Raw genomic sequence first — 21,139 nt, 5'->3', positions numbered from 1 at the left:
GCCATGAAACCCATTTCAACCACCCTTTTGCCCGCCCTGGCCTTGCTCACGCTCGGCGGTTGCGCAGGCACTTCCGGTTTGGCTACCACCGAGCCGGACGGCGTTTATTATTCCTCTAAGGACCGCACCACGGAAGTCGTGACGGCCTCTACCGGCAGCTCGGTGGGTGACGTAGCTGCTTCCGACGACCCTAACGCGGTAGATAACCCCGAGTACCAGGACGACCGTCGTTCGTCGGCCCGTGGCCGTACTTCCGACGAGTACTACGACGACGATTACAGCTATTCGGCGCGTATCCGGCGCTTCCACCAGCCGTATTACCGCGGCCTGGGCATGGGCTACTACGATTTTGCCTACGTCGATCCGTTCTGGTACAACCCGGCCGCCGCGTTTTACGGCTACGATGCCTTCGGCTTTCCCGCTTACTACGGCCCGCGCTATGGTGGCTTTTACGACCCCTTCTGGGGCGGTTACGGCGGCGTAAATATCAGCATCGGCTTCGGCTACGGGTGGGGTGGCCCGTGGGGCTACCGGCCGTACCGCTACGGCTTTGGTGGCTACCGCAACGGCTTTTACGACGGCTACTACGCTGGCATGTACGGTAACCCCGGGTATTACGGCAACGGCTTCGGCTGGAACGGTTACCGCAACGGTGGGCGCAACGTGAACTACGGCCCGCGCCGCGAGCGTAACAACGAGGCCCTGAACAGTGGCGGCCGCTCCAACGGTGGCCGCCCAAGAACCGATGACCTGGGTGGCCGCGTGGTTACCGGTAATGGCAACCTAACCAACGGGTCGAACTCCGGCTCTAGCCCGGTGGTAAATCCGCGCCGTCCGCGGGTGGTTGAAGATAACCAGACGACCGGCACCGGTGGCGGCAAAACCATTGCCACCGACCGCAACACCCGCCTCGACAACGTAACCCAAACCCAGGAGCAACCTGCCACGGGTCCGGGCCGCGGCCGTCTCTACCGCATTGTAGACACCGAGGCAGTGCCCGAAACCGGGGGTGTACGCACTGGCAATCAGCCCGAGCGTGTTACCAAAGAGCAGTTTAACACGGGCCGTCCCGACCGGGTAACCCAGAATGCCGAGGAGGCCGCACCGCAGGAAACCTACACCCGGCCACGTCGGGAGCGGGTAGCTGATGGTGGCGGGCAACCGGTGCAGCAGCCCCAGCAGTACGAGCGTCCGGCCCGCCGGGAGCGGAGCTACGAGGCGGCCCCCAGCCGTTCGTACGAGGCGCCGCGCAGTAATTCCGGCGGTAACTACGGCGGAGGCAACTCCGGTGGCAGCAGCTCGGGCGGTTCACGTGGCCGAGGTCGTGTTCAATAGGGTCGTTTAGCAAGGCCCCTGGTACTTATAGATTCTCTTCAGCCATGAAACGCTATTATTTTGCGCTGGCCCTGTTGGGTCTGGCTAGCCACGCCTTTGCCCAGAGCGAAGCCGATGCCCTCCGTTTTTCACGCACGCAATTCGGCGGCTCGGCCCGTACTCAGGCCATTGGCGGAGCCACCACTGCGCTTGGAGCCGATGTAGGGAACCTTAGCGGCAACCCCGCCGGGCTGGGTCTTTTTCAGCGTTCAGAGTTTACGTTTACCCCGGGCTTCGGCCTTGCCAATACCAAGACCAGCGGCTTAGGTACCTCGGTTTCGGATGAGCGCAACAGCTTGCACGTGGCCAATCTGGCGGTAGTGCTGGCCAACCGCCTCCCCGACGACGACCACACCTCCGACTGGCGCAGCGGCGCGCTGGGCATTGGGTTTACCCGCACCAACGATTTCAACACCCAGTTCCGCTACAGCGGTGCCGTTGACGACCGTGCGTCGGTGTATCAGCGGTTTCGGGAGCCACGCATCGATACAACGGCCATTTTCCGCCAATACGACCGGGACCAGTACTACGACCTGGACGCCCTGGCTTACGGGGCGCTGATTACCAATGTGCGGGCGAACGGGGAAGTGTACATTCCCACTGCGCTCCAACGAGCCGGCGTTATCACCCAAAGCGGGGTAGTAACCAGCTCGGGCGCACAAACGCAGTTCGATATTGCTTACGGCGCCAGCTACCGCGACAAGTTATACCTGGGCGGCGCGCTGGGCATTGTAACCACGCGCTACAACGAAACCCGCGAGTTAACGGAAACCGACGCCGACCCGACCACTTCGTTTAACAGCCTCACCCAGCGCGACGAGGACCAGTTCAGGGGGAGTGCCCTAAACCTGCGAATTGGTGCTATTTACCGCCTCTCCGATTGGGTACGCCTGGGCGCTACGGTGCATACGCCCACGTTCGGCTCCCAGACGATTTCCTACACCACTTCGCTTAGAACCACGTTCAGTCCGGCTTTGCGGCTGACGAACAACCAAACCACGGCCGGCGAGAACGTAGCCATTGAGCCCGGCGAGTTTTCGTACCGCCTCAATACCCCGTGGCGGGCCTCCGGCGGCGTGGCCGTGGTAGCGGGCAAGTATGGTTTCTTCTCCGGCGACGTGGAGTACGTGGACTATTCATCGGCCCGCTTGCAGGACGATCCTAACGACGACTTCAACGACAATTTCGATATCGAGAACCAAGCCATCGAAGAGAATTACCGCCCGGCAGTAAACGTTCGCCTGGGCGCCGAGGGCCGTTTCGATGTGTTTCGGGTGCGGGCCGGTTACGCCCGCTACGGTGACCCGTTCGCCAACAGCGACTTCGACCGCACCCAGCAGTTTTTCACGGGTGGCGTAGGCTTGCGGCAGAAAAACCTCTTCCTGGATCTGGCCGGCGTATACACCAAGTCCGACCGCTTTTACCAGCCCTATACCCTGGCCAGCGACCTGCAGCCGCGGGTTCAAGTACAGAACAACCGCTTTACTACCACCGTTACCTTGGGCGTGCAGTTTTAAGGACGGCAATACCAGTAAACGCCAACGGGCGGCTTTCGAGAGAAAGCCGCCCGTTGGCGTTAAAGCAAGGGGAAAGACGGGCCTTAGCGCACAACTTTCACGTTCAGCACCAAGTTGCCTCTCGCCGTAACCTCGGTTACGCGTATCAGACCAGGGCGGCCTTCCTGGGTGCGAAATGCTACAATTTGATCTTTGGCGAGGGCGCCGGTACGCGTGCCCAGCGCCGAACCCGCTGCTACTCCCGCCTCAATGCTGGCCGGTGAGTTGGCCTGGTTGAATTGGTCAATGGAAAGGGCGGCTATTTTAATGCCGGTAGCACGCCTGACGCTCCAGGCATTTACGCCCAGCACGGGATTGGTGCGGGCGGCGGCGTCGGTAGGGGAGGCCAGGGTGGGGGCGCCAGCGGCGTTTGGCACGAACAAAATGTCGATTAGCCGTTGAAACTCGGGCTGCCTGGCTGCATGGGGCGGAAGGGCATTGCCGCGGCGAGTAGGCAGAATAGCGCGGCTGCTTACGGTGCTTGGCGGCTGCAACACGGTGGTATAGGAGTGCCAGGTCTGGGCCGAATCGGGCTGACGCACTACGAGGCGGTACTGACGCATGGCGGTTCGGCCTTCGGTATCGGTGACTTGGTAGCGCCAAATTTCCCGGCCCGAGTTGGTGCTGGCCACGAAGCTGTTGTCCCAGATAAACTCCTGGGTGGAAAGCGTAGAATCCAGGTACGTGAGTACGGGTATGGAATCATTCTCGCCGTATTGCACCGTTATCCGGAAACGGCGCAGCGGCGCGTTTTTGTCGGGCGTATCGGCGAAAACCCGGGTGGTGAGGGTGTCGCCGGGCGGTACTACGCGGCTGCTGGTCTGGAACCGGCCGGTAGAAACCAAATCGACCCGCGGCGAGGGCGGCGCGTCTTTGCCACAGCCGAGCAGGGCTGTAAACGCCGTAAGCAGCGAAAAAGAACGGAACAAGTGCATAGCTACGGGCAAAGGTCGGGGAAAGGGCGCGAACAAAAAGCGGCGGCCGCGCTTTGGTCTGGCGAAGCGGTGGACAGCCGCCCCGGCCCCGTGCGGAGTGCTGGGTAGGCTGCCGGCTTTGTGTACCTTTAACGGCGTTAATTGCTTTTTCTGCATGTTTTTCCCCCGTCAAACATTGTTGCAAACCTCTTTTCTCTCCTCGACCCGCCGCCTGGCCCTGGCCGTGCTGCTGAGCAGCTCCTTGCCGGCTACGGCCCTGTTGGCCCCCGCTTCCGCCGTGGCGCAGCAGCGCCAGGCCATTACCCTCGAAGACGTGTGGCAGAAAGGCACCTTTGCGGCCCGCAGCGTACAGGGCTTTAACTGGATGCAGGACGGCCGCTACTACTCGGCCCTCGTGGGCGGCGAAGTAGTGCAGCACGAGGTTACCACCGGCGCAGCCGTAAAAACCCTGGTGCCCGCCGCCGACCTCAAACCTGTGGGCCAGGACCAGGCCATCCGCGTGGATGGGTACGACTTCAACGCCGACGAGCAGAAACTGCTCCTGACCACCGGTAGCGAACCGATTTACCGTCGCTCATCGAAGGCCAACTTCTTCGTATACGACCGCGGCACGCGCAAGCTGGTGGCCCTGAGCCCCGGCGGCAAACAGAGCTACGCCACGTTCTCGCCCGACGGCCAGCGCGTGGCTTTTGTGCGCGACAACAACCTGTACATTACCGACCTGGCTACGATGCAGGAACGCGCCGTAACCACCGACGGCGTGTTCAACAAAATCATTAACGGCTCGGCCGACTGGGTGTACGAAGAGGAATTCGGCTTCGCGCAGGGCTTCTTCTGGTCGCCGGACAGCCGGCAGGTGGCCTACTACACCTTCGACGAAAGCCAGGTACCCGAGTACAACATGCAGGTGTGGGGCAAGCTTTACCCCACCGATTACCGCTTTAAGTACCCGAAAGCCGGCGAAAAAAACTCGGTAGTGAGCATATCGGTGTACGATGTGGCCGCCGGCCGCGCCACCAAAATGGACGTGGGCCCCGAAGCCGACCAGTACATTCCGCGGGTGATGTGGACGGCCACACCCAACCTGCTCAGCATTCAGCGCCTGAACCGCTTGCAGAACAAGCTGGAGATTTTGCACGCCGATGCCGCCTCCGGCAAAAGCAAAGTAGTGCTGACGGACACCAACAAGGCTTACGTGGAGGTGAACGACGACCTGCGCTACCTCGCCGGCGGCAAGCAGTTCCTCTTCACCAGCGAAAAAGACGGCTACCAGCACCTCTACCTGCACGACATGAACGGCAAGCAGGTGCGGCAGCTCACCAAAGGCCCTTGGGAAATCAGCCAGATCAACGGCTTCGATGCCAAGGCCGGCGTGGTGTACTTCACCAGCACCGAGGCCTCGGCGCTGCAACGCCACCTATACCGCGTAAACCTGAACGGTAAAAACAAAACCCGCATCAGCGAAGCCGGCAACGGTACCGATGTGGTGAACATGAGCCCCGACACGCGCTATTTCTTGAACTACCGTTCCTCGGCTGGCGTACCGGCCGTGGTAAGCCTGCGCGAGGGCAGTGGCAAGCTGGTTAAGGTGCTGGAAGACAATGCCAAGCTGCGGCAGACGCTCGGGCAGTACGACTTGGGCAAGTTCGAGTTCTTTACCTTCAAAACATCCGAAGGCCTGGACCTGAACGGCTGGATGATCAAGCCCGCCAACTTCGACGCGAGCAAGAAGTACCCCGTGCTGATGTATTGCTACGGCGGCCCTAGCTTTGGCAGCGGCAGCACCCAAACTGTGCTCGACAACGCGGGCGGCGGCAGCAGCTTCGGCCGCTACATGTGGTACCAGATGCTGGCCCAGAAAGGCTACATCATTGTGTCGGTAGAAGGCCGGGGCTCGTCGGGGCGTGGTGCGGCCTTCCGCAAAGCCACGTACGCCAACCTGGGCAAGTACGAAACCATTGACCAGGGCGAAGGCGCCAAATACCTGGGCACACTGCCGTACGTCGACAAAGCCCGCATTGGCATGTGGGGCTGGAGCTTCGGCGGCTACCTCACGGCCCTGTGCATGACCAAGGAAGCCGACTTGTTCAAGATGGGTATGTCGGTAGCGCCCGTTACCAACTGGCGCTACTACGACACCGTGTACACCGAGCGGTACCTGAAAACCCCGCAGGAAAACCCCCAAGGCTACGACGACAACTCGCCTGTGCAGCACGCGGCCAAGCTCAAAGGCAAGTTCCTGCTCGTGCACGGCACCGGCGACGACAACGTGCACTTTCAGAACTCCGTGGACTTTGTGGACGCTTTGGTGAAGGAAAACAAGGACTTTCAAACGTTGTACTACCCGAACCGGAACCACGGTATTTCGGGTGGTAATACCAGCCTGCACCTGTACCGTCAGATGACCAACTTCGTGCTGGCGAACCTGTAATAAGGTCTTGCTGCGATTTAAAAGCCCCGTTCGGCACGCTGCCGGGCGGGGCTTTTTCTGCTTAAAGGCCACCCTGGCAGAGCTCCGAATCGGCTGGGTTTTGGAGGTGCTGTTTCGTCTTTTTGACCTTTACTGACAGTATTTGGACTTGATACTCAAATAAAAAACAAAAAAGTATACGAAATAGCCAAGGTTACTCGTTCCTTCAGGAAGCTTTCTACGTAGTAGCCTTCCATGCGTACATATCGACTCATCGTGGGGCTTTTGGGGTTGATCGGGTTGGGTGCCATTGCATGCCAGCGCGAAAACGCAGCCCAAACCGAACGCCCGGCTCCTGCCGCTGTTACCGAATCAGTAGCCAGCGCCGACGAAGTAGCCGCCGATACCTTACCCGCAGCAGCCCGCACTACCTGGCATCGCCTGGCCCGCCGCACCCGCGCGGGTGCGCCCTTGGTGCGTTACTCCGCCATAAAGCGCAGTGCTCAGCCCGATACCGCTGCTCCCCCTGCAGATGCCCGGCTTTTCGACCTGACCCTGAAAGCCAGTGAGTTTTTCCGCATCGACCCCACCACGGGCGCCGAAGTACGCGGCCGCGAGGGAACCATCGTGCGCATTCCTGCTAATGCCTTGGTGGATGAGCGCCAAAAGCCCGTTACGGGCCAAGTGTGGGTAGAGCTGAAGGAGTGCTACTCGGTGGCCGATTTGTTGCTGTCGAATCACGTGAGCGTGGCCGCCGACGGCATGCCCCAGCAGACCGCGGGCATGCTGCTGGTTCGGGCCACCACCGGCAACAAAGTGCTGCAACTAGCCGAGGGAACGGCCCTACAGATTGAGCTACCCGAAGAAACCCCCATTCAGCCAACACTGACCCTGTACCACGGGCAAGCCCGCCGCAACCAGCCCGTGCGCTGGGCTGCTGCGGCGCCCGCCATGCTCACCTCCGATCGGGTGTATAGCCGGGCGTATCCCATGCCCGGTTTCCGCAACGGTACCGCCGACCTCAACAGCCTGGTGCGTTACCCCGATGCCGCGCTGCGGAAAGGCACTAAAGGCCTGGTGCTGGCTTCGTTTGTGGTAGACGAAAACGGCGAGGTGGTGAACCCAAAAATTGTGCGCGGCCTGGGCAACGGCTGCAACGAAGAAGTGCTGCGGGTGTTACGCTACACTTCCGGCCGCTGGACGCCCGGCTACCGCGACGGTAGAGCCGTGAAAGTGAAAATGACGGTGCCCATTCGCTTTAACACCGACGAAGGCCTGCTTGCTTCCACCGACAGCACCCTACCCCCCGGCGAAATCGTGCCCAACGACGTAGAGCCCGACGAAGACGCCATCAAACCAAGCGCCCGCGGCTATGCCAGTGCGCAGCTGGGCTGGCTAACGTGGCTGCGCCCCTGGCGAACGGCCAACCACACCGCCGTAACTGTGGCCCAGGAGCCGGACGAGCACACCTCTGTGCGCCTCGTATACCCCGGCGCCGCGGCAGTGCTTACGGGCGAAGCCCAAAACGGGCAGTACGTTTTCGCGCAGGCACCTTCGCAGCAACGGGCCTGGCTGGTAGGGCTGCGGTTTACCAACGGCACGCCTTACCTGGCTTTGCGCGAACTAGTGCCGGGGCAGGAGCACACCGAGGCTTTGGACTTTCAGGAAACGACCCTCGCCGACCTGGAAACTTCCCTGGCCAAGTTACGCTAGCCCCTTACGGCGTTTGCGCTACTTCAGAATAACCGTCAGGCACGAGTCGGTGCGCACCAGGATTTCGGTGTTGGGGCGCTGCATCACGGTGCGAGTGGCTTTGTTGCCGCAGGCCACCACCACCTGCCACGGCTGATTGCCCCATTCCGGCTGCCACGGGGCAAACACGCGTACTTTGTGGCCGTGCGTGAGGCTGGCCGCGGTAGCGTAAAACAACGGGCTGTCGTTGTAGTCGCCGTCGGTCACCAAGGTATAGCTCTGAAGCTCGGGCCGCTGGCGCAATTGCTCCTGTAAGTGTCGCCCGTACAGCAGCTGCGCGTTATCGAACCGCCGCTGATGCAGCCCGCGAATGTGCTGCCACTGCGCTAGGTACGGAAACGCGGCTATCAAGAGCACGGCGCCAACCTGCAAGCCAAATTCCGGCCGCCGCTGTAACTGACGGCTGATCAGCTGCCCCGCCCAGGTAAGCCCGCCGGCCGCTTGCAGTGCCAGCAGTGGGTAGGCTTGCGCGTCGTACCAGCCCAGCTTGGTTTGCACCAGCGAAATAACCAGTAAGTAGCAGCCCACCACGACCGCCGTGTAGCGGCTGAGCCACCACATGCGGCTGCCGCGCGGGGAGGCCGCGCCAATCAGCCAGCCCACCAGGGCTGCCAGCAGCCAGGCCGTGAACTTGTGTTCGGCCAGCAGGCTAATGTACCACTCCAGGGGGTGGTAGTGCTTCTCCAACTGGGTGGTAGCCGGTCCGCCAACCTCGTAGGCCCATACGCCAGCCAGATACCCCGGCGCCGCCGCTTCCCGAATGGAGTACCAGGCTGCCATTGTAGCCAATACCAAACCCGCCGCCAGCCACGGCGCGGGGCGCCGCAGCCGCGGCCATTGGCCCAGCAGCGCGGTGGCCAGCAGTAGTCCAGGAGCAAAAAGAGCACCGGCAATTCCTTTGGTGAAAACGGCCAAGGCAAAGCATAAGCCCGTGGTCCAGGCCCAGCGCGAGCGGCCCGTGCACAGGTAGGCCAGCCAATTAAGAGCGCCCAGGGTAGTCCAGAGCGTTAGCAGCGCGTCGTAGTCGCCGGTACGGGATACGTGCAGCGTTACGTAACCCTGGCTCGTGAGCAGCACCAAGGCGGCAAGTAAGCCCGCCGGCCAGCTACCCAGCCAGTGCCGCCCAGCCCGAAAAACCACCAGCACGGTGGCCAGGGCCGCGAGGGCAGCAGGTAAGCGAAGGCCCAACTCAGTGAAGCCGATTGTCCGAAAGCTCAGAGCTAAAATCCAGGGCCAGAGCGGCGGTTTGCCGTTCCATAAATCGGGCTGGCCGTTATGGCGCAGCACCAGCCATTCCCGGTGCTGCCAGATGCCCATGGCATTCAGGCCCGTACGCGACTCGTCCCATTGCTGAGCAGGCAAGCTGCCCAGCAGCCAAAACAAGGGAATAAACGCCAGCAAAAGCAGCAGGCCGAAAGTAAGCCAGAACCGACCCGGCTTGTACAAGGCTGGAAGAAAAGAAAAGGTCACCGGGGCGAACTGTAAAGGGTGGCCGCAAAACTGCCGGGAGTTTGAAGTGCCGGCAGCTGAAGTTAAGTTGTCGGTCAGTAGTTGTCAGTTGTTAGGGTTGATGCAACCGCTTGACTAAAAACGGACAACGAGCAACGCGTTTACTTTTGAGCAACTGCTTAAGGGGGCGGGTTTACAGCTTGATGCACACGTTTTGCGGTTCGGTGAAGAAGCGCAAGGCTTCCACGCCACCCTCGCGCCCTACGCCCGAGTTCTTCATGCCGCCGAAGGGCGTGCGTAAGTCGCGAAGCAACCAAGTATTTACCCACACCACTCCGGCGTGCAGCTGCTGACCCACGCGGTGCGCCCGTTGCAGGTCGCGCGTCCAAACGGTGGCCGCCAAGCCGTAATCTGTATTATTAGCCCAGCCAAGAACCTCGTCATCGGTATCGAAAGGCGTGAGGGTAACCACAGGGCCGAAAATTTCTTCGCGGTTCACGCGGCACTCGGGCGAGAGGCCTTCAAATACGGTAGGCTGCAGGAAGTAGCCGCCGGCGCAGCGTCCCTGAAGATGTACGCGTTGCCCGCCGGCCAGCAACCGGCCACCTTCCTGCTGCGCTAGGTCTATGTAACCGAGAACTTTTTGCAGGTGCGGCTCGCTTACCAAAGCGCCTTGCCGGCTTTCCTCGGCCAGTGGGTCGCCCACGGTCAGGCCAGCTACGCGCTCCAGGAAAGCGGCTTTAAACCGCTCATATATCGGCCGTTCCACGAAAATGCGCGAGCCGCAGAGGCATATCTGGCCCTGGTTGGCAAAGCTCGACTGCACGCTGGTAGCTACCGCCGCCTCGAAGTCGCAATCGGCAAAAACGATGTTGGGGTTCTTGCCGCCCAGCTCCAGCGAGAGTTTCTTGAACATGGGGGCGGCGGTGCGGGCAATGTGGGCCCCCGTAGCCGTACCGCCCGTAAAGCTGATGGCCTTCACGGCGGGGTGTTCCACAATGGCTTGGCCGGCTCCCGGCCCGGTCCCGTGCACAATGTTGAGCACGCCGGCTGGCAAACCGGCTTCCATGCACAGCTCGCTTAGCAGGTAGGCCGTCATGGGGGTGATTTCCGAGGGCTTGGCTACCACGCAGTTGCCGGCGGCCAGCGCCGGCGCAATTTTCCAGGTAAACAGGTACAGCGGCAGGTTCCAGGGCGAGATGCAGCCTACCACGCCCAAGGGGTGCCGAACCGTATAGTTCAGGGCCACGCCTTCCTGCAAGTGCGACTCGGAGGCAAAGTGCCCGGCCGCCGTGCCGAAGAAGGCAAAGTTGCTGGCCGCCCGCGGAATATCCACCGTCCGCGCCAGCTTAATGGGCTTGCCGTTGTCTACGCTTTCGGCTTGGGCCAACCGCTCCAGGTCGCGCTCAATTAGCTCACTAATACGCACCAGCAAGCGCCCGCGCTGCTCCGCCGGTAGGGCCCTCCACGCCGGAAAGGCGGCTTCGGCTGCCGCCACGGCTTGTTGCACGTCGTCGGCGTCGGAATCGGGAATGAGGCTGTATACCTGGCCTGTGGCGGGGTCCACGTTATCGAGGTAACGGCCGGCGCGCGGCGGTAGTAGCTGGCCGCCAATGTAGTTGAGCAAGTGAAGCATGAGCGAGAGGAAAGCTTGCCAAAGCTACTGAATCGGGGCGGCCTTACCGCCGGGGTGCGCAAAGCCGCCGCGTGGGCAGTGTATCTTCGCGCGGCCTGTTCACCGAGGCTTATTGTGGCTTAATGAAACCTACACGTTGGCTCGAACTCGGGCTTAGCACGCTGCTTTTTACCCTGCTCTTTGCGTGGTACAGCTGGCCCCTGGCTGCACACTTTACCACGGCATTCCCCGGTATTCCCGGCCACGATGCCAACCAGTACGTGTGGAATGCCTACAATTTCCGCCAGGCCGTAGCCGAAGGCAGCAACCCCTTTTATACCTCGTTGCTGCTTTATCCGCAGGGTACGTCGCTGGTAATGCACACGTACACGCCAGTTATCGGTCTGCTGAACGTGCTGCTCAGGCACGAGATTCTGGCCGTAAACGTAGCGCTGCTGCTCAGCTTCGTGCTGTCGGGGGTGGGGGCATACTGTTTGTGCCACCGCTGGGTGCAAAACCCCGTGTTGTGTGCGGTGGCGGGACTGGTGTTTGCTTTTTCGCCCTACAAGCTGGCGCACTTGCCCGAGCACTACAACCTGCTGCTCACGGCCACGGTGCCGTTCTACGTGCAGGCTTTTCTGAACGCGTTTGCCTTTCGGGCGGGCCGACTGTGGCCGCAGGTGCGTAGCTGGGGGCAGGTAAGCCTGTGCGTAGCGCTGGGCCTGCTTACGTTGCTGAGTGATTATTACGTGCTGATGGGCCTCGTGTACTTCTCCGCGGGCTTTGCGCTGTATTACGGGCTGCGGCTGGGGCAAATTAACTGGCGGCACCGCCGGCCGTGGCTGTTGCTGGGAGCGGTGCTGGTGCTGGGCCACGTGGCTTCGCGCCTGCTGAAATCGGCCAAAGTGTTCGACAACGACGGTTTTTGGTGGAGCGGCGACGTGGCCGGCTACCTGTTGCCGCCGCTCAACAGCCGCTGGCTAAGTACTGGCACTACCGAAGCGCTGCACCACAACGAGCACGTTTTCAATACGCCCGCTTCGATAGAAAACGTGATGTTTCTGGGTTACGCGCTGCCGCTGCTGGCGTTGTGGTGGCTGGTGCGCCTGCGCCGTCAGCCGGTTTCGACGGAGCCTCACGCCGCCAGGTCTGAGCCGGCGCTGGCGTGGCTGCTGCTCCTCTTCATTATGCTAACCCTACCCGAGCTGCGCGTTTTCGGCAAGCAGGTGCTGCGCCTGCCCACCAGTTTGGTTCACTATCTACCCTTGCTGAACAACATCCGCGTGCCCACTCGTTTTGTGCTGTTTGTGAGCCTGCTGCTGCCTCTGGTGCTTTTCCCAGGCCTGGACGAGTGGCTGCGCGGTCATTTACGACCGGTTTGGCGCACGACGGCTTCCGTGGGGCTGCTGGTTATTATAGTGCTGGAGTTTCAGCCCACGCCACCGCCTCTGTTGCACCTGGCCAATGTACCCCGCGTGTACCGGGTAACGGCGGGTTTGCCGGGCGAAACCCTGTTCACTATTCCCGTGGGGTTGGTAGATGGCTACCGCCAAAAAGGGCAATTCAACACCGACGAGCTGTTCTACCAGACCATTCATCGTAAAAAGCTGCCCGGCGCCTACATCTCGCGGGTGCCGCAGGACCGTTTCGATGCCTTTGGGCGTGAGGGCGTACTGCGCGATTTGCTGGCGCTGCAGCAGCGGCCCGATACTGCACTGGCCGAACCCAAGCCAGCGGCAGTAAAGGACTTCCTACGGGTTTACCAGCCCGCAGCCTTCGTGGTGGCGCCGGCGTTCCGGAACACCTCGGCTCATCTATACCTTCGGAGGGTATTGATGCCGCTTGGCTACCGGGAACAAACGGTGGACGACTACGTTCTGCTGGCGCGCTAGGGTGTGTGAACAGTAAGCAAAAGGACGTCATGCTGTGCTTGTCGAAGCATCTCTACTGTTTGTTGGAGTCAAACTCAATACGGAGACTTTTTCAGCAACAATAATTGCATCAAGCCCAACTGATGGATTGAATGAGCCTTTGATGTTGATTCCTTCTTCTTCGAGCACCAATTCAAAAATGACGTTTTGGTGACCAAAGCCATCGAAATCAATTTCCTTTACTCCAGTAAACTGCAGTTCGACGTCACATTGCTTTGCCTGCTTGTAGTAGCCTCTTTCATCGACTTCTTTGGTCATCTCAGAAGCGGTCAGCACAAAAGTGACGGAAGGCCAGAAACCAGGATTTGCCTCGAAAGTCACTTTGGTGATTTCAGCATCGTGGAACTTCGGCCAGTATCCGAAATGCTGACGAACAATCTCGCCATTGAGTATTCGGCTGATTGCGTGGTTTTCTACTTCAGCCACATTATTACTGACGAGTTGAGAAGAGTTCTTACGAAGCGGTAGAGATGCTTCGACAAGCGGACGCCAGATGAAGCATGACGTTGGAATTTTACCCAAGAGTTGCTTTTCAGCTGCTTGCCCCACGCCCTTTACTGCGCCTCACAACAAAGACGAACCGGGTGCGGCAGGCGGAGCCAGGGTAATGGGTATGTTGGTCTTGGAAATGATATAGAGCGGCCGGCGGCGTACGTTGGTACTCAGGCGCGCGAGGTACTCGCCAATCAGCCCCACCGAAATCAGCTGCACGCCGCCCAGGAACAGGATACTGACCATGAGCGAGGGCCAGCCGGGCTGGTAATCGTGGGCAATGAAACGCGCGTAGAGCGTGTAAAGCAGCACCAGAAACGCAATGCCCGACACCGAAAAACCCATAATGGTAGCGGCCTTCAGCGGAACGTCCGAAAACGCGGTAATGCCGTCCAGGGCCAGCCGTATCATCTTGCCGTAGGTGTAGCCGGTTTCGCCGCCGGCGCGCTGGGCCCGGTCATACTCCACGTAGGTTTGGCGGTAGCCAATCCAGGAAATCTGGCCGCGCAGAAACTTGTTCTGCTCGGGCATTTGCTTGAGGGCCTCCACCACTTTCCGCGAAATAATGCGGAAGTCGCCGGTGTCAACGGGAATAGAAACGTTGGTAATGCGGGCCAGCAAACGGTAAAACAGCTTGGCCGTGAACAGCTTCATGGCGCTTTCGCCCTCGCGGCGGCGGCGCTTGGCGTACACCACCTCGTAGCCTTCGTGCAGCTTCTGGTAGAGCTGCGGAATAAGCTCCGGCGGGTCCTGCAGGTCGGCATCGATGATGACCACGGCCTCGCCCTGCGACAGATCGAGGCCCGCCGTTACAGCAATTTGGTGGCCGAAATTGCGGCTGAAATCGATGAAACGCACATCGGCGTGCTGCTCGGCCAGGGCCTGCACCAGTTCCAAAGACCGGTCGCGGGAACCATCGTTAATGAAAATGAACTCGCAGCGCACCCCCATGGGGTCGATAACGCCGCGCAAACGCTGGTAGAGCGTGGGAATGTTGGCTTCTTCGTTGTAAATGGGAATAACGACGGAGAGGTCCAAGGCGGGAGGGGCAAGCACGGGTAAGGGAACGGGCAAAGCGGCACGAAGCCGCCGGATGGGTTAGGCTTTTTTCTGCGCTACGGCAAACACGCTCACGCCCACGGGAAAATTCAGCCGCCGCAGCAACGCGTTTTCGCCGCGTAGCCACAAGCTCAGCAGGTTGTTGAGCGGGCCGGGGAGGCCGTGCAGGTCGCCACCGCCGTCGGTGGGTTTGGTAGGAGGCGTGAGGCGGCGCTGCACCATACGCATGAGGGCCGTGGGAAATACGAGGGCCATGTTCCAGAAAGATACCCGGCTGACGTGCAGCCGGGCTGCTTCCAACACCTGCCGCAGGTCTTTACCGGTGTACCGCCGAAAATGATGGTTTACCACGTCGTGCTGGCTCCAGAGCTGCTGAAAAGCCGGCACAAATACCACCATCTGACCGCCGGGGCGCAGTACGCGTGCCCATTCGCGGGTAGCCTGCGCGTCGTTCTCAATGTGCTCGAGTACGTCGGAGGCAATAACCAAGTCGAACGAAGCATCGGGGAATTCCAGGTGCGCGCCGTCCATCAGGTGCACATCGGTCAGGCCACGGTGCTTGGCCAAAGCAATGGCCGGCTCGCTAACATCGATACCCGTTACGTGCTGAAAACCCGCTTTGCGCAGCATAAACTGCAACGGCCCACCCGAACACCCAATTTCCAGGATGCGCGTATCGAGCGGCAGGTTCATGCGCTGCACCAAATCGAACACGGTGTTGCGGCGCGAGGTAAACCACCAATGCTGCTCTTCCAACTGGTGGTATTTGGCTTCGTAAGCTAAGTCCATAGTAAAGACAAAAATAGGTATTGACTAGTGGCGTTCCGTTGCGGCGGTAAAAAAGTGCCAAAATCCCGGGTGCTGAGGCTTTGATGCGCTGTGCTAGCGGGTTAATCGAAGTGGATGCACTAGTTTTGCTACCCTTTCGCGGGCCGCAGCAGCGCATCCATGGTTACATCTACTATTTCTCGATTGCCTTTGCAGTGGCAAAGTCGGCTTCCCTATGCCGCCGCGTTATTGCTGTTTATTGGATTAGCCGCGCTTTGGTACACGCCGTACCTGGGCCTGTTGCCGCGGGGTATTCACGCTTGGGCGCAAGCCGACCGGTTGGCTTTGGCCATGAGCTACTACGACCGCGGCATGCAGTTTTTCCTCCCGCGAACCTTTAACCTCACCTCCGCCGATGGAATCGTGGGGGTGGAATTTCCCATCATTGCGTACCTGGCGGCCTTGGGCGGCAAAGTACTGGGGCGCGACATGGTGCCGGGGTTGTTTCGGGCCATTACTGCCTCCATAATGGTAGCCGCGCAATGGTACATGTTCCGGGCGGTGTACAGCCGCACGCGGCATTTTGTAGCGGCGCTGCTGCCCGGCTGTTTCATTATTTGCTCGCCGGTTTTCGCCTATTACGCGGGCAGCTTTCAGCCCGATCCGGCCGGCGCTTCGCTGGCCCTGATTGCGTATTTCTACTTTCTGCGTTACTTCGATAACCGCCGTTTTCAGGATTTGGCGGTAGCATTGGTGGTTTTTACCGTAGCCACGCTCATTAAATCGTCGTCGGGCATCTATTGGGTGGCAGCCGTAAGCTGCACGTTGTTGTGGTCGTACTTCGTGCCGCAGGCCATGACGCTGCGGCAAAAACTGGGGTTCCTGGCGCTGGTAGCGGGCGGGGCGGCGGCCATTGGCGGCTACATCGTGTTCAATAAGCACCTGAACCAGACGTACGGGGCCACCATGTTTTTCTTCGAGGCGAAGCCCATTCAAACCGAAGCCGAATATGCCCACGTGATGGACCGCATCCTGAACTACTGGTGGGGGCAGTACCTCACTACTTTTCAGTATGGATTGTTGGTGGGGGCCATGGTTTTGTGGGTGGTGTTTGCTAAGCGCAACGTTTTGGTTCACAACATTCTCAGCGCCCAGCTGGTGCTGGGCTTGGCCGGTGGCTTTTGCTTTTTCTGGCTGATGGGCCACCAGCTGGACGTGCACGATTACTACGTGGTGGCGCCTTACGCACCCGTGCTGGTGCTGTTTGTGGTGCTGGCCGTGCTAAACGTGAGCAGCTTACGGGTTCCGCGTTGGAGCCTAAGCGTAACCATGGGTGTGTTAAGCGTGGCCCTGTTGGTGAGCGGGTTCAAGATTTACCGCAACCGCATGGCCGAAACCTATCCGCCTTTTAGCGACTGGTACGACCACCAGTGGCTGAACGGCGCATCGGAGGCCATGGCTCAGGCCAAAGTACCCGCCAACGCCACGTTGCTGGTAATGAACGAGGACCCGCCCAACTTAAGCCTGATCTATTTCGACCGCCGCGGCCTCACCTGGAAACCCGACCTCAACCGGGTACAGGCGGCCGAGGTTCTGCAACGAATGGACGCCTTCGCCCTCGACCACCTCTTGCTGCGACGGCCTGCGTACGAAACGCTGCGACGCGCTCAGCCAGCGCTATTTAACGAATTTGATATCCGGGTTGATCGGCCGCAATTTGTATTATTGCACCGCAAAAATGCCCCTCCCCACTGGTAGAGTCCCGCTAAGCTTTATAGGCTTATCACGACCGCAACTTCTTAGGTAATATATGGGTTCTTTCTACCGCTTGGGCGCGGGTTTGTGGGTTCTTTTGGGTGCCCTGCTGCTGCTTAGCGCAGCCCTCTACAACGGCTATCCGCTTGTAACATCCGACACCGGTGCGTACATCGATAGCGGCATGCGTCTGGTCGTGCCCATCGACCGGCCCATTTCCTACGGGCTGTTTCTGCGGCTGGTCAGCTTCAAGCATTCGTTGTGGTTTGTGGTGGTGGCGCAAAGCCTGCTGCTGGCGGCACTGCTTTTTCGTTACATCAGTGTGTTTGCGCCGCGCGTAACGGCTTACCCCCTGCGCCTGGCTTTAGTTGGGGGCGTAACCTGGGCCACGGGTCTGGCGTGGTTTAGCGGGCAGCTCATGCCTGATATTTTCACATCCATCGGCGTGCTGGCTCTGGCCTTGATTTGCTTGGCGCCGTTGCAACTAGCCGAGAAACTGGCGTGGAGCGTTGTTGTGATGCTAAGCGCCCTCATGCACAGCTCTAACCTGTTAACCTTCACCTTGCTGGTTTTGCTAACCGGTGCGGTGGCCTGGTTTACCGGAGCGCTCAAAACCTGGCTGAAACCGGCCGGCATTGGGGTAGCTTTGGCTGCGGTACTGCTCAGCTGGGTGATACTGCCCGGTTTGCACGCAGCCTGCGGCGGAGACTTTGCCATTAACCGCGGCGCACCGGTGTTTCTGATGGGGAAACTCGTGGAAACCGGTTTGCTGGACCGGTATTTAGACGAGCACTGCGGAGAGGAAAACTTGGCCCTGTGCCAGTACCGAGGCAAACTGCCCGACAACGCCGTATCCTTCGTGTGGGGCGAGCCCAACATTCCCAATCAAATGGGTGGCTGGGAAACCAGCCGCGAAGAATACAAACGCATCATCAACGGTGTTTTAACCACGCCGCGCTACTACCCGCTGCTTCTCGAGGAAGGCGTTCTGGGAACCGTGCGCCAACTAACGCACGTGGGCCACGGCGACGGCCTGACTCCGTTTTTGGACGGCAGCAACCCGTTCTGGAAAGTCCAGGCGTTCTTCGGCTACGAACTCAAGGAATACACTTCTTCCCTGCAAAACCGAGGGGCTCTAAATTTCAAAGAGCTAACCGAAAGATCATACAACACCCTAGCCCTAACGCTGCTGGCAGCACTGCTGCTGCTGTTGGCCCCGCTACGCCAAGCGGTGCCGCCCGTGCTGTGGATGACGGTGGTGCTGGTGGCACTGGCCGTTGTTCTTAACGCCGCGGTTACGGCCAACCTGGCCAATGTGCTCGACCGCCTGCAAACCCGCATGGCGTGGTTACTTCCCTGGACTGTGTTGTTGGTGTGGCTGCAAGCCTGGCCGCAACTGCGCCCTCAACTACAAGCGTGGCTAACGGCCCGTTTCGCCTCCTGATTCTTCAATTTCACTTTCTGCCCGAGTTTTTGCTCCACATGAAACGTCTTTTTACACCCTTGGCGCTGGTTGGACTACTAGCGTGTTCGTCCGACAAAGATTCCGCCGCGCCTCAGAACGCGCTGATGTCTAACGATTTCGAGTCCATAGTAGGTTGGGCTCCGGAAAACAAATCGTTGACTACTGAAAGAGCCCACTCCGGCCGTTACAGCCTGAAAGTGGACAAAGACACCGAGTTCAGCCTCACCTACGATGTGTTGCTGGGCAAGCTGAGCGCGAAGCGCCTGCGTGGGGTGAAACTGGAAGCATGGGCTTACCTGCCCAATGCAGGAGGCGACGCCAAGCTAGGCCTGGTGATTAACGCCCCAAACTCGGAGCAAACCATTCTCGGCGAGGGTATACAGCTGGGCGAGCAAGTAAAAAAGTACAACGAGTGGGTTAAAGTGAGCAAGGACATTGTGTTTCCGCCAAACGCGGAGTACATGAGCCACATGAAGATTTTCCTGTGGCGTGCCGGAGCATCGGCCCCGGCTTACATCGACGACATTACCCTAACGCCGCTGGACTAGTATCTGGCAGTCGATTTTTCAAGTAAAACGCCTTCCCGAAGCTTGTACTGGCTTCGGGAAGGCGTTTTTGTGTTTTCGTTGAGCGCAGCCCGCAGATAGCATGGGGTACGCATCAGTCAACAGTCAGCACGTGGACTGGGGGCGGGTATCTGCAAAACAGAGCCAGTAAGTAACAGCGCAAAACGCCTACAAGCTGCCCGTCCGTCCGCCGTCCACCGGCACGTTAATGCCGTTGATGTAGCCGGCCATGGGCGAGGCCAGAAAAGCTACCGCAGCGGCCACTTCATCGGCTTCGGCAAAGCGGCCGGCTGGAATCAGCCGCAGCATGTTTTCTTCCAGCGCCTCCACGGGCTGGCCGGTGCTGGCGCTCCGGGCTTCCAGCAGGCTGTGGTGGCGTTGCGTAAGCGTGGCGCCCGGCAGCACGTTATTCACCGTAATACCGTGGGGGCCCAGCTCCGTGGCCAGCGTTTTAGCCCAGCTAGCCACGGCCCCTCGAATGGTATTGGAAACGCCCAGGTTGGGCAGCGGCTGCTTTACCGAAGTGCTGATAACGTTGATAATGCGCCCGTAACCGGCCGCTTGCATGCCGGGCACTAGGGCTTGGGCCAGCAAGTGGTTGCACACCAAGTGCTGCTCGAAGGCGGCGCGCAGGGCATTCACGGGGGCCGCTAGCAGCGGGCCGCCGGCCGGGCCACCGGTGTTGTTTACCAGAATATGCGCCGGCCCGTGCTGCTCCAGCCACTGAGCCATGCGTGCGGCCACCTCATCGGGCCGGGTAAAATCGGCCACCACGTAATCGTGGGACTGGCCGGCAGGGGTGGGCAGCGTGGCCAGCACCTCGCGCAGCTTGGTTTCGTCGCGGGCTACGAGGGTAACGGTAGCGTGGCGGGCGGCCAGGGCCTCGGCTACGGCCCGGCCAATGCCTTGGGTGCTACCGCATACCACGGCCCGGCGGGAGGAAAGGAGTTCGGTTAACATGGGCCGAAAGTACGTAAAAACAGTGCCCAGCCCGTTTACTGTAGTCGGGCGTATGGTGGCTTTTGCGTAAGTTCGGCGGAGGAAAAACGGATGAGCCGGGCTGCGGTAATCAACTCAGACAGCAACTGTTTGCGTCCGGTTTCCGGCCAGCCCGTCTCCCCAATCACCGCTTTTCACCCACCCATTCTCCTTCCGGCTATGCCTGTTTCCCGCCCCTTTAATTTCCAGCAGTGGATCGATGAACACCGCCATTTGCTGAAACCCCCCGTGGGCAATCAGCAGGTTTTCAAAGGCAACGACGATTTTATTGTGATGGTGGTGGGCGGCCCTAACGCCCGCAAAGACTACCACGTCGACGACAGCGAAGAGTTTTTCTTTCAGGTGGAAGGCGATATGGTGCTGAAGATTATTGAGGACGGCCAGCCGGTGGATGTTCCCATTCGGGCCGGCGAGATTTTCCTGTTGCCGGCCGGCGTGCCCCATTCGCCCCAGCGACCGGCGGGCACCGTTGGCATGGTGGTGGAGCGCTACCGGAAGCCCGGCGAGTTGGACGGCTTTCAGTGGTACTGCGAAAACTGCGGCACCAAGCTTTACGAGGAGTTTGCTGAGGTAACCGACATCGTGCAGCAGCTGCCCGTAATCATGGGCAACTTCTGGCAAAACGAAGCCCGCCGAACCTGCCAAAGCTGCGGCACCGTAATGCAGCCCCCCGCGCCGGTTAGCTAATTGAGGCTGTGCCAGATTACCTTTGCCGCAATGCATTTTGTTTCTACCGCGCCAGCGTGTACCACCGGTGGCTAACCCAAGCGTCTTGGCTGCTGGGCACGCTTACTCTTGCGCTGGTATTGCTCAACGTGGTGCAAACGTGGCAATACAACATGGGCCTGATTCACTGCTGCGAGATGACGTGGGAAATCTACAAACAGTACTTCCTGAAGCTGAGTTGGCCGGAATCCTAGGAAAGCGCGTCGGCTGGCGTGGTCGTGGGTCGCCCCGGCCTGATGTGGTACAGAGACTTGCCCGGCGCCGGCGCAACCCGTTGGCCGGTAGCA

General features: G+C 60.0%; 17 protein-coding genes. 10 read left to right on the top strand and 7 right to left on the bottom strand.

The window, feature by feature from the left end; genetic code table 11:
- Positions 1-3: 3 nt before the first annotated feature.
- Together ABD903_RS08200 and ABD903_RS08195 are read left to right on the top strand one after the other, a co-directional pair.
- Positions 4-1,335 carry a hypothetical protein gene (locus ABD903_RS08200; protein WP_345222995.1) on the top strand — a complete coding sequence of 444 codons (1,332 nt, stop codon included), beginning with the start codon at positions 4-6 and terminating at the stop codon, positions 1,333-1,335.
- A 44-nt stretch (positions 1,336-1,379) separates the two neighbouring features.
- A complete protein-coding gene (locus tag ABD903_RS08195; RefSeq protein ID WP_345222993.1) occupies positions 1,380-2,891 on the top strand; it encodes an OmpP1/FadL family transporter in 1,512 nt (503 codons plus the stop codon).
- A gap of 83 nt (positions 2,892-2,974) precedes the next feature.
- Here ABD903_RS08195 and ABD903_RS08190 read toward each other — a convergent pair whose 3' ends face one another.
- Entirely contained in the window at positions 2,975-3,865 is an 891-nt protein-coding gene (locus tag ABD903_RS08190; protein WP_345222992.1) for a hypothetical protein, read from the bottom strand.
- Positions 3,866-4,019: 154 nt separating this feature from the next.
- On the opposite strand from ABD903_RS08190, the gene ABD903_RS08185 reads away from it, so the two are divergent.
- Positions 4,020-6,296, top strand: a complete 2,277-nt coding sequence (locus ABD903_RS08185; RefSeq protein ID WP_345222990.1) for a DPP IV N-terminal domain-containing protein — start codon at positions 4,020-4,022, stop codon at positions 6,294-6,296.
- Positions 6,297-6,530: 234 nt separating this feature from the next.
- Positions 6,531-7,988, top strand: coding sequence for an energy transducer TonB (locus tag ABD903_RS08180; protein ID WP_345222988.1), 1,458 nt, complete (start codon positions 6,531-6,533; stop codon positions 7,986-7,988).
- An 18-nt stretch (positions 7,989-8,006) separates the two neighbouring features.
- On the opposite strand, the gene ABD903_RS08175 is transcribed toward ABD903_RS08180, so the two are convergent.
- Positions 8,007-9,497 (bottom strand): ArnT family glycosyltransferase, encoded by a 1,491-nt coding sequence (locus ABD903_RS08175; protein ID WP_345222986.1) that lies wholly within the window; start codon positions 9,495-9,497, stop codon positions 8,007-8,009.
- Between the two features lie 172 nt (positions 9,498-9,669).
- Positions 9,670-11,112 carry an aldehyde dehydrogenase gene (locus tag ABD903_RS08170; RefSeq protein WP_345222985.1) on the bottom strand — a complete coding sequence of 481 codons (1,443 nt, stop codon included), beginning with the start codon at positions 11,110-11,112 and terminating at the stop codon, positions 9,670-9,672.
- 122 nt (positions 11,113-11,234) lie between these two features.
- On the opposite strand from ABD903_RS08170, the gene ABD903_RS08165 reads away from it, so the two are divergent.
- Positions 11,235-12,983: a DUF6311 domain-containing protein gene (locus ABD903_RS08165; RefSeq protein WP_345222984.1), complete on the top strand. Its 1,749-nt coding sequence runs from the start codon at positions 11,235-11,237 to the stop codon at positions 12,981-12,983.
- 27 nt (positions 12,984-13,010) lie between these two features.
- On the opposite strand, the gene ABD903_RS08160 is transcribed toward ABD903_RS08165, so the two are convergent.
- The 3 genes from ABD903_RS08160 to ABD903_RS08150 form a co-directional block, all read right to left on the bottom strand.
- A complete protein-coding gene (locus ABD903_RS08160; protein ID WP_345222982.1) occupies positions 13,011-13,448 on the bottom strand; it encodes an Imm50 family immunity protein in 438 nt (145 codons plus the stop codon).
- A 138-nt stretch (positions 13,449-13,586) separates the two neighbouring features.
- Complete coding sequence (locus ABD903_RS08155) at positions 13,587-14,570, bottom strand: glycosyltransferase family 2 protein (protein ID WP_345222981.1); 984 nt, start codon at positions 14,568-14,570, stop codon at positions 13,587-13,589.
- A gap of 42 nt (positions 14,571-14,612) precedes the next feature.
- Positions 14,613-15,362 (bottom strand): class I SAM-dependent methyltransferase, encoded by a 750-nt coding sequence (locus tag ABD903_RS08150; protein WP_345222980.1) that lies wholly within the window; start codon positions 15,360-15,362, stop codon positions 14,613-14,615.
- 159 nt (positions 15,363-15,521) lie between these two features.
- Between ABD903_RS08150 and ABD903_RS08145 the strand changes: the two genes are divergently transcribed.
- From ABD903_RS08145 to ABD903_RS08135, 3 genes are read left to right on the top strand one after another with little or no spacing between them, the layout of a single operon-like run.
- Complete coding sequence (locus tag ABD903_RS08145) at positions 15,522-17,099, top strand: glycosyltransferase family 39 protein (RefSeq protein WP_345222979.1); 1,578 nt, start codon at positions 15,522-15,524, stop codon at positions 17,097-17,099.
- A 52-nt stretch (positions 17,100-17,151) separates the two neighbouring features.
- Positions 17,152-18,540: a hypothetical protein gene (locus ABD903_RS08140; protein WP_345222977.1), complete on the top strand. Its 1,389-nt coding sequence runs from the start codon at positions 17,152-17,154 to the stop codon at positions 18,538-18,540.
- Between the two features lie 38 nt (positions 18,541-18,578).
- Positions 18,579-19,109 (top strand): carbohydrate binding domain-containing protein, encoded by a 531-nt coding sequence (locus ABD903_RS08135; RefSeq protein WP_345222975.1) that lies wholly within the window; start codon positions 18,579-18,581, stop codon positions 19,107-19,109.
- Between the two features lie 186 nt (positions 19,110-19,295).
- On the opposite strand, the gene ABD903_RS08130 is transcribed toward ABD903_RS08135, so the two are convergent.
- On the bottom strand, positions 19,296-20,087 hold the full coding sequence (locus ABD903_RS08130; RefSeq protein WP_345222974.1) for an SDR family oxidoreductase: 792 nt from the start codon (positions 20,085-20,087) through the stop codon (positions 19,296-19,298).
- A 198-nt stretch (positions 20,088-20,285) separates the two neighbouring features.
- Between ABD903_RS08130 and ABD903_RS08125 the strand changes: the two genes are divergently transcribed.
- Positions 20,286-20,813, top strand: coding sequence for a 3-hydroxyanthranilate 3,4-dioxygenase (locus ABD903_RS08125; RefSeq protein ID WP_345222972.1), 528 nt, complete (start codon positions 20,286-20,288; stop codon positions 20,811-20,813).
- An 8-nt stretch (positions 20,814-20,821) separates the two neighbouring features.
- Positions 20,822-21,046: a hypothetical protein gene (locus ABD903_RS08120; RefSeq protein WP_345222970.1), complete on the top strand. Its 225-nt coding sequence runs from the start codon at positions 20,822-20,824 to the stop codon at positions 21,044-21,046.
- The last annotated feature ends 93 nt before the right edge of the window (positions 21,047-21,139 follow it).

Source organism: Hymenobacter koreensis, assembly GCF_039541855.1.
Classification (GTDB): Bacteria; Bacteroidota; Bacteroidia; order Cytophagales; family Hymenobacteraceae; genus Solirubrum; species Solirubrum koreensis.
Note: the sequence above shows the minus strand (reverse complement) of the source record. Positions and strands in the feature narration are given on the sequence as shown.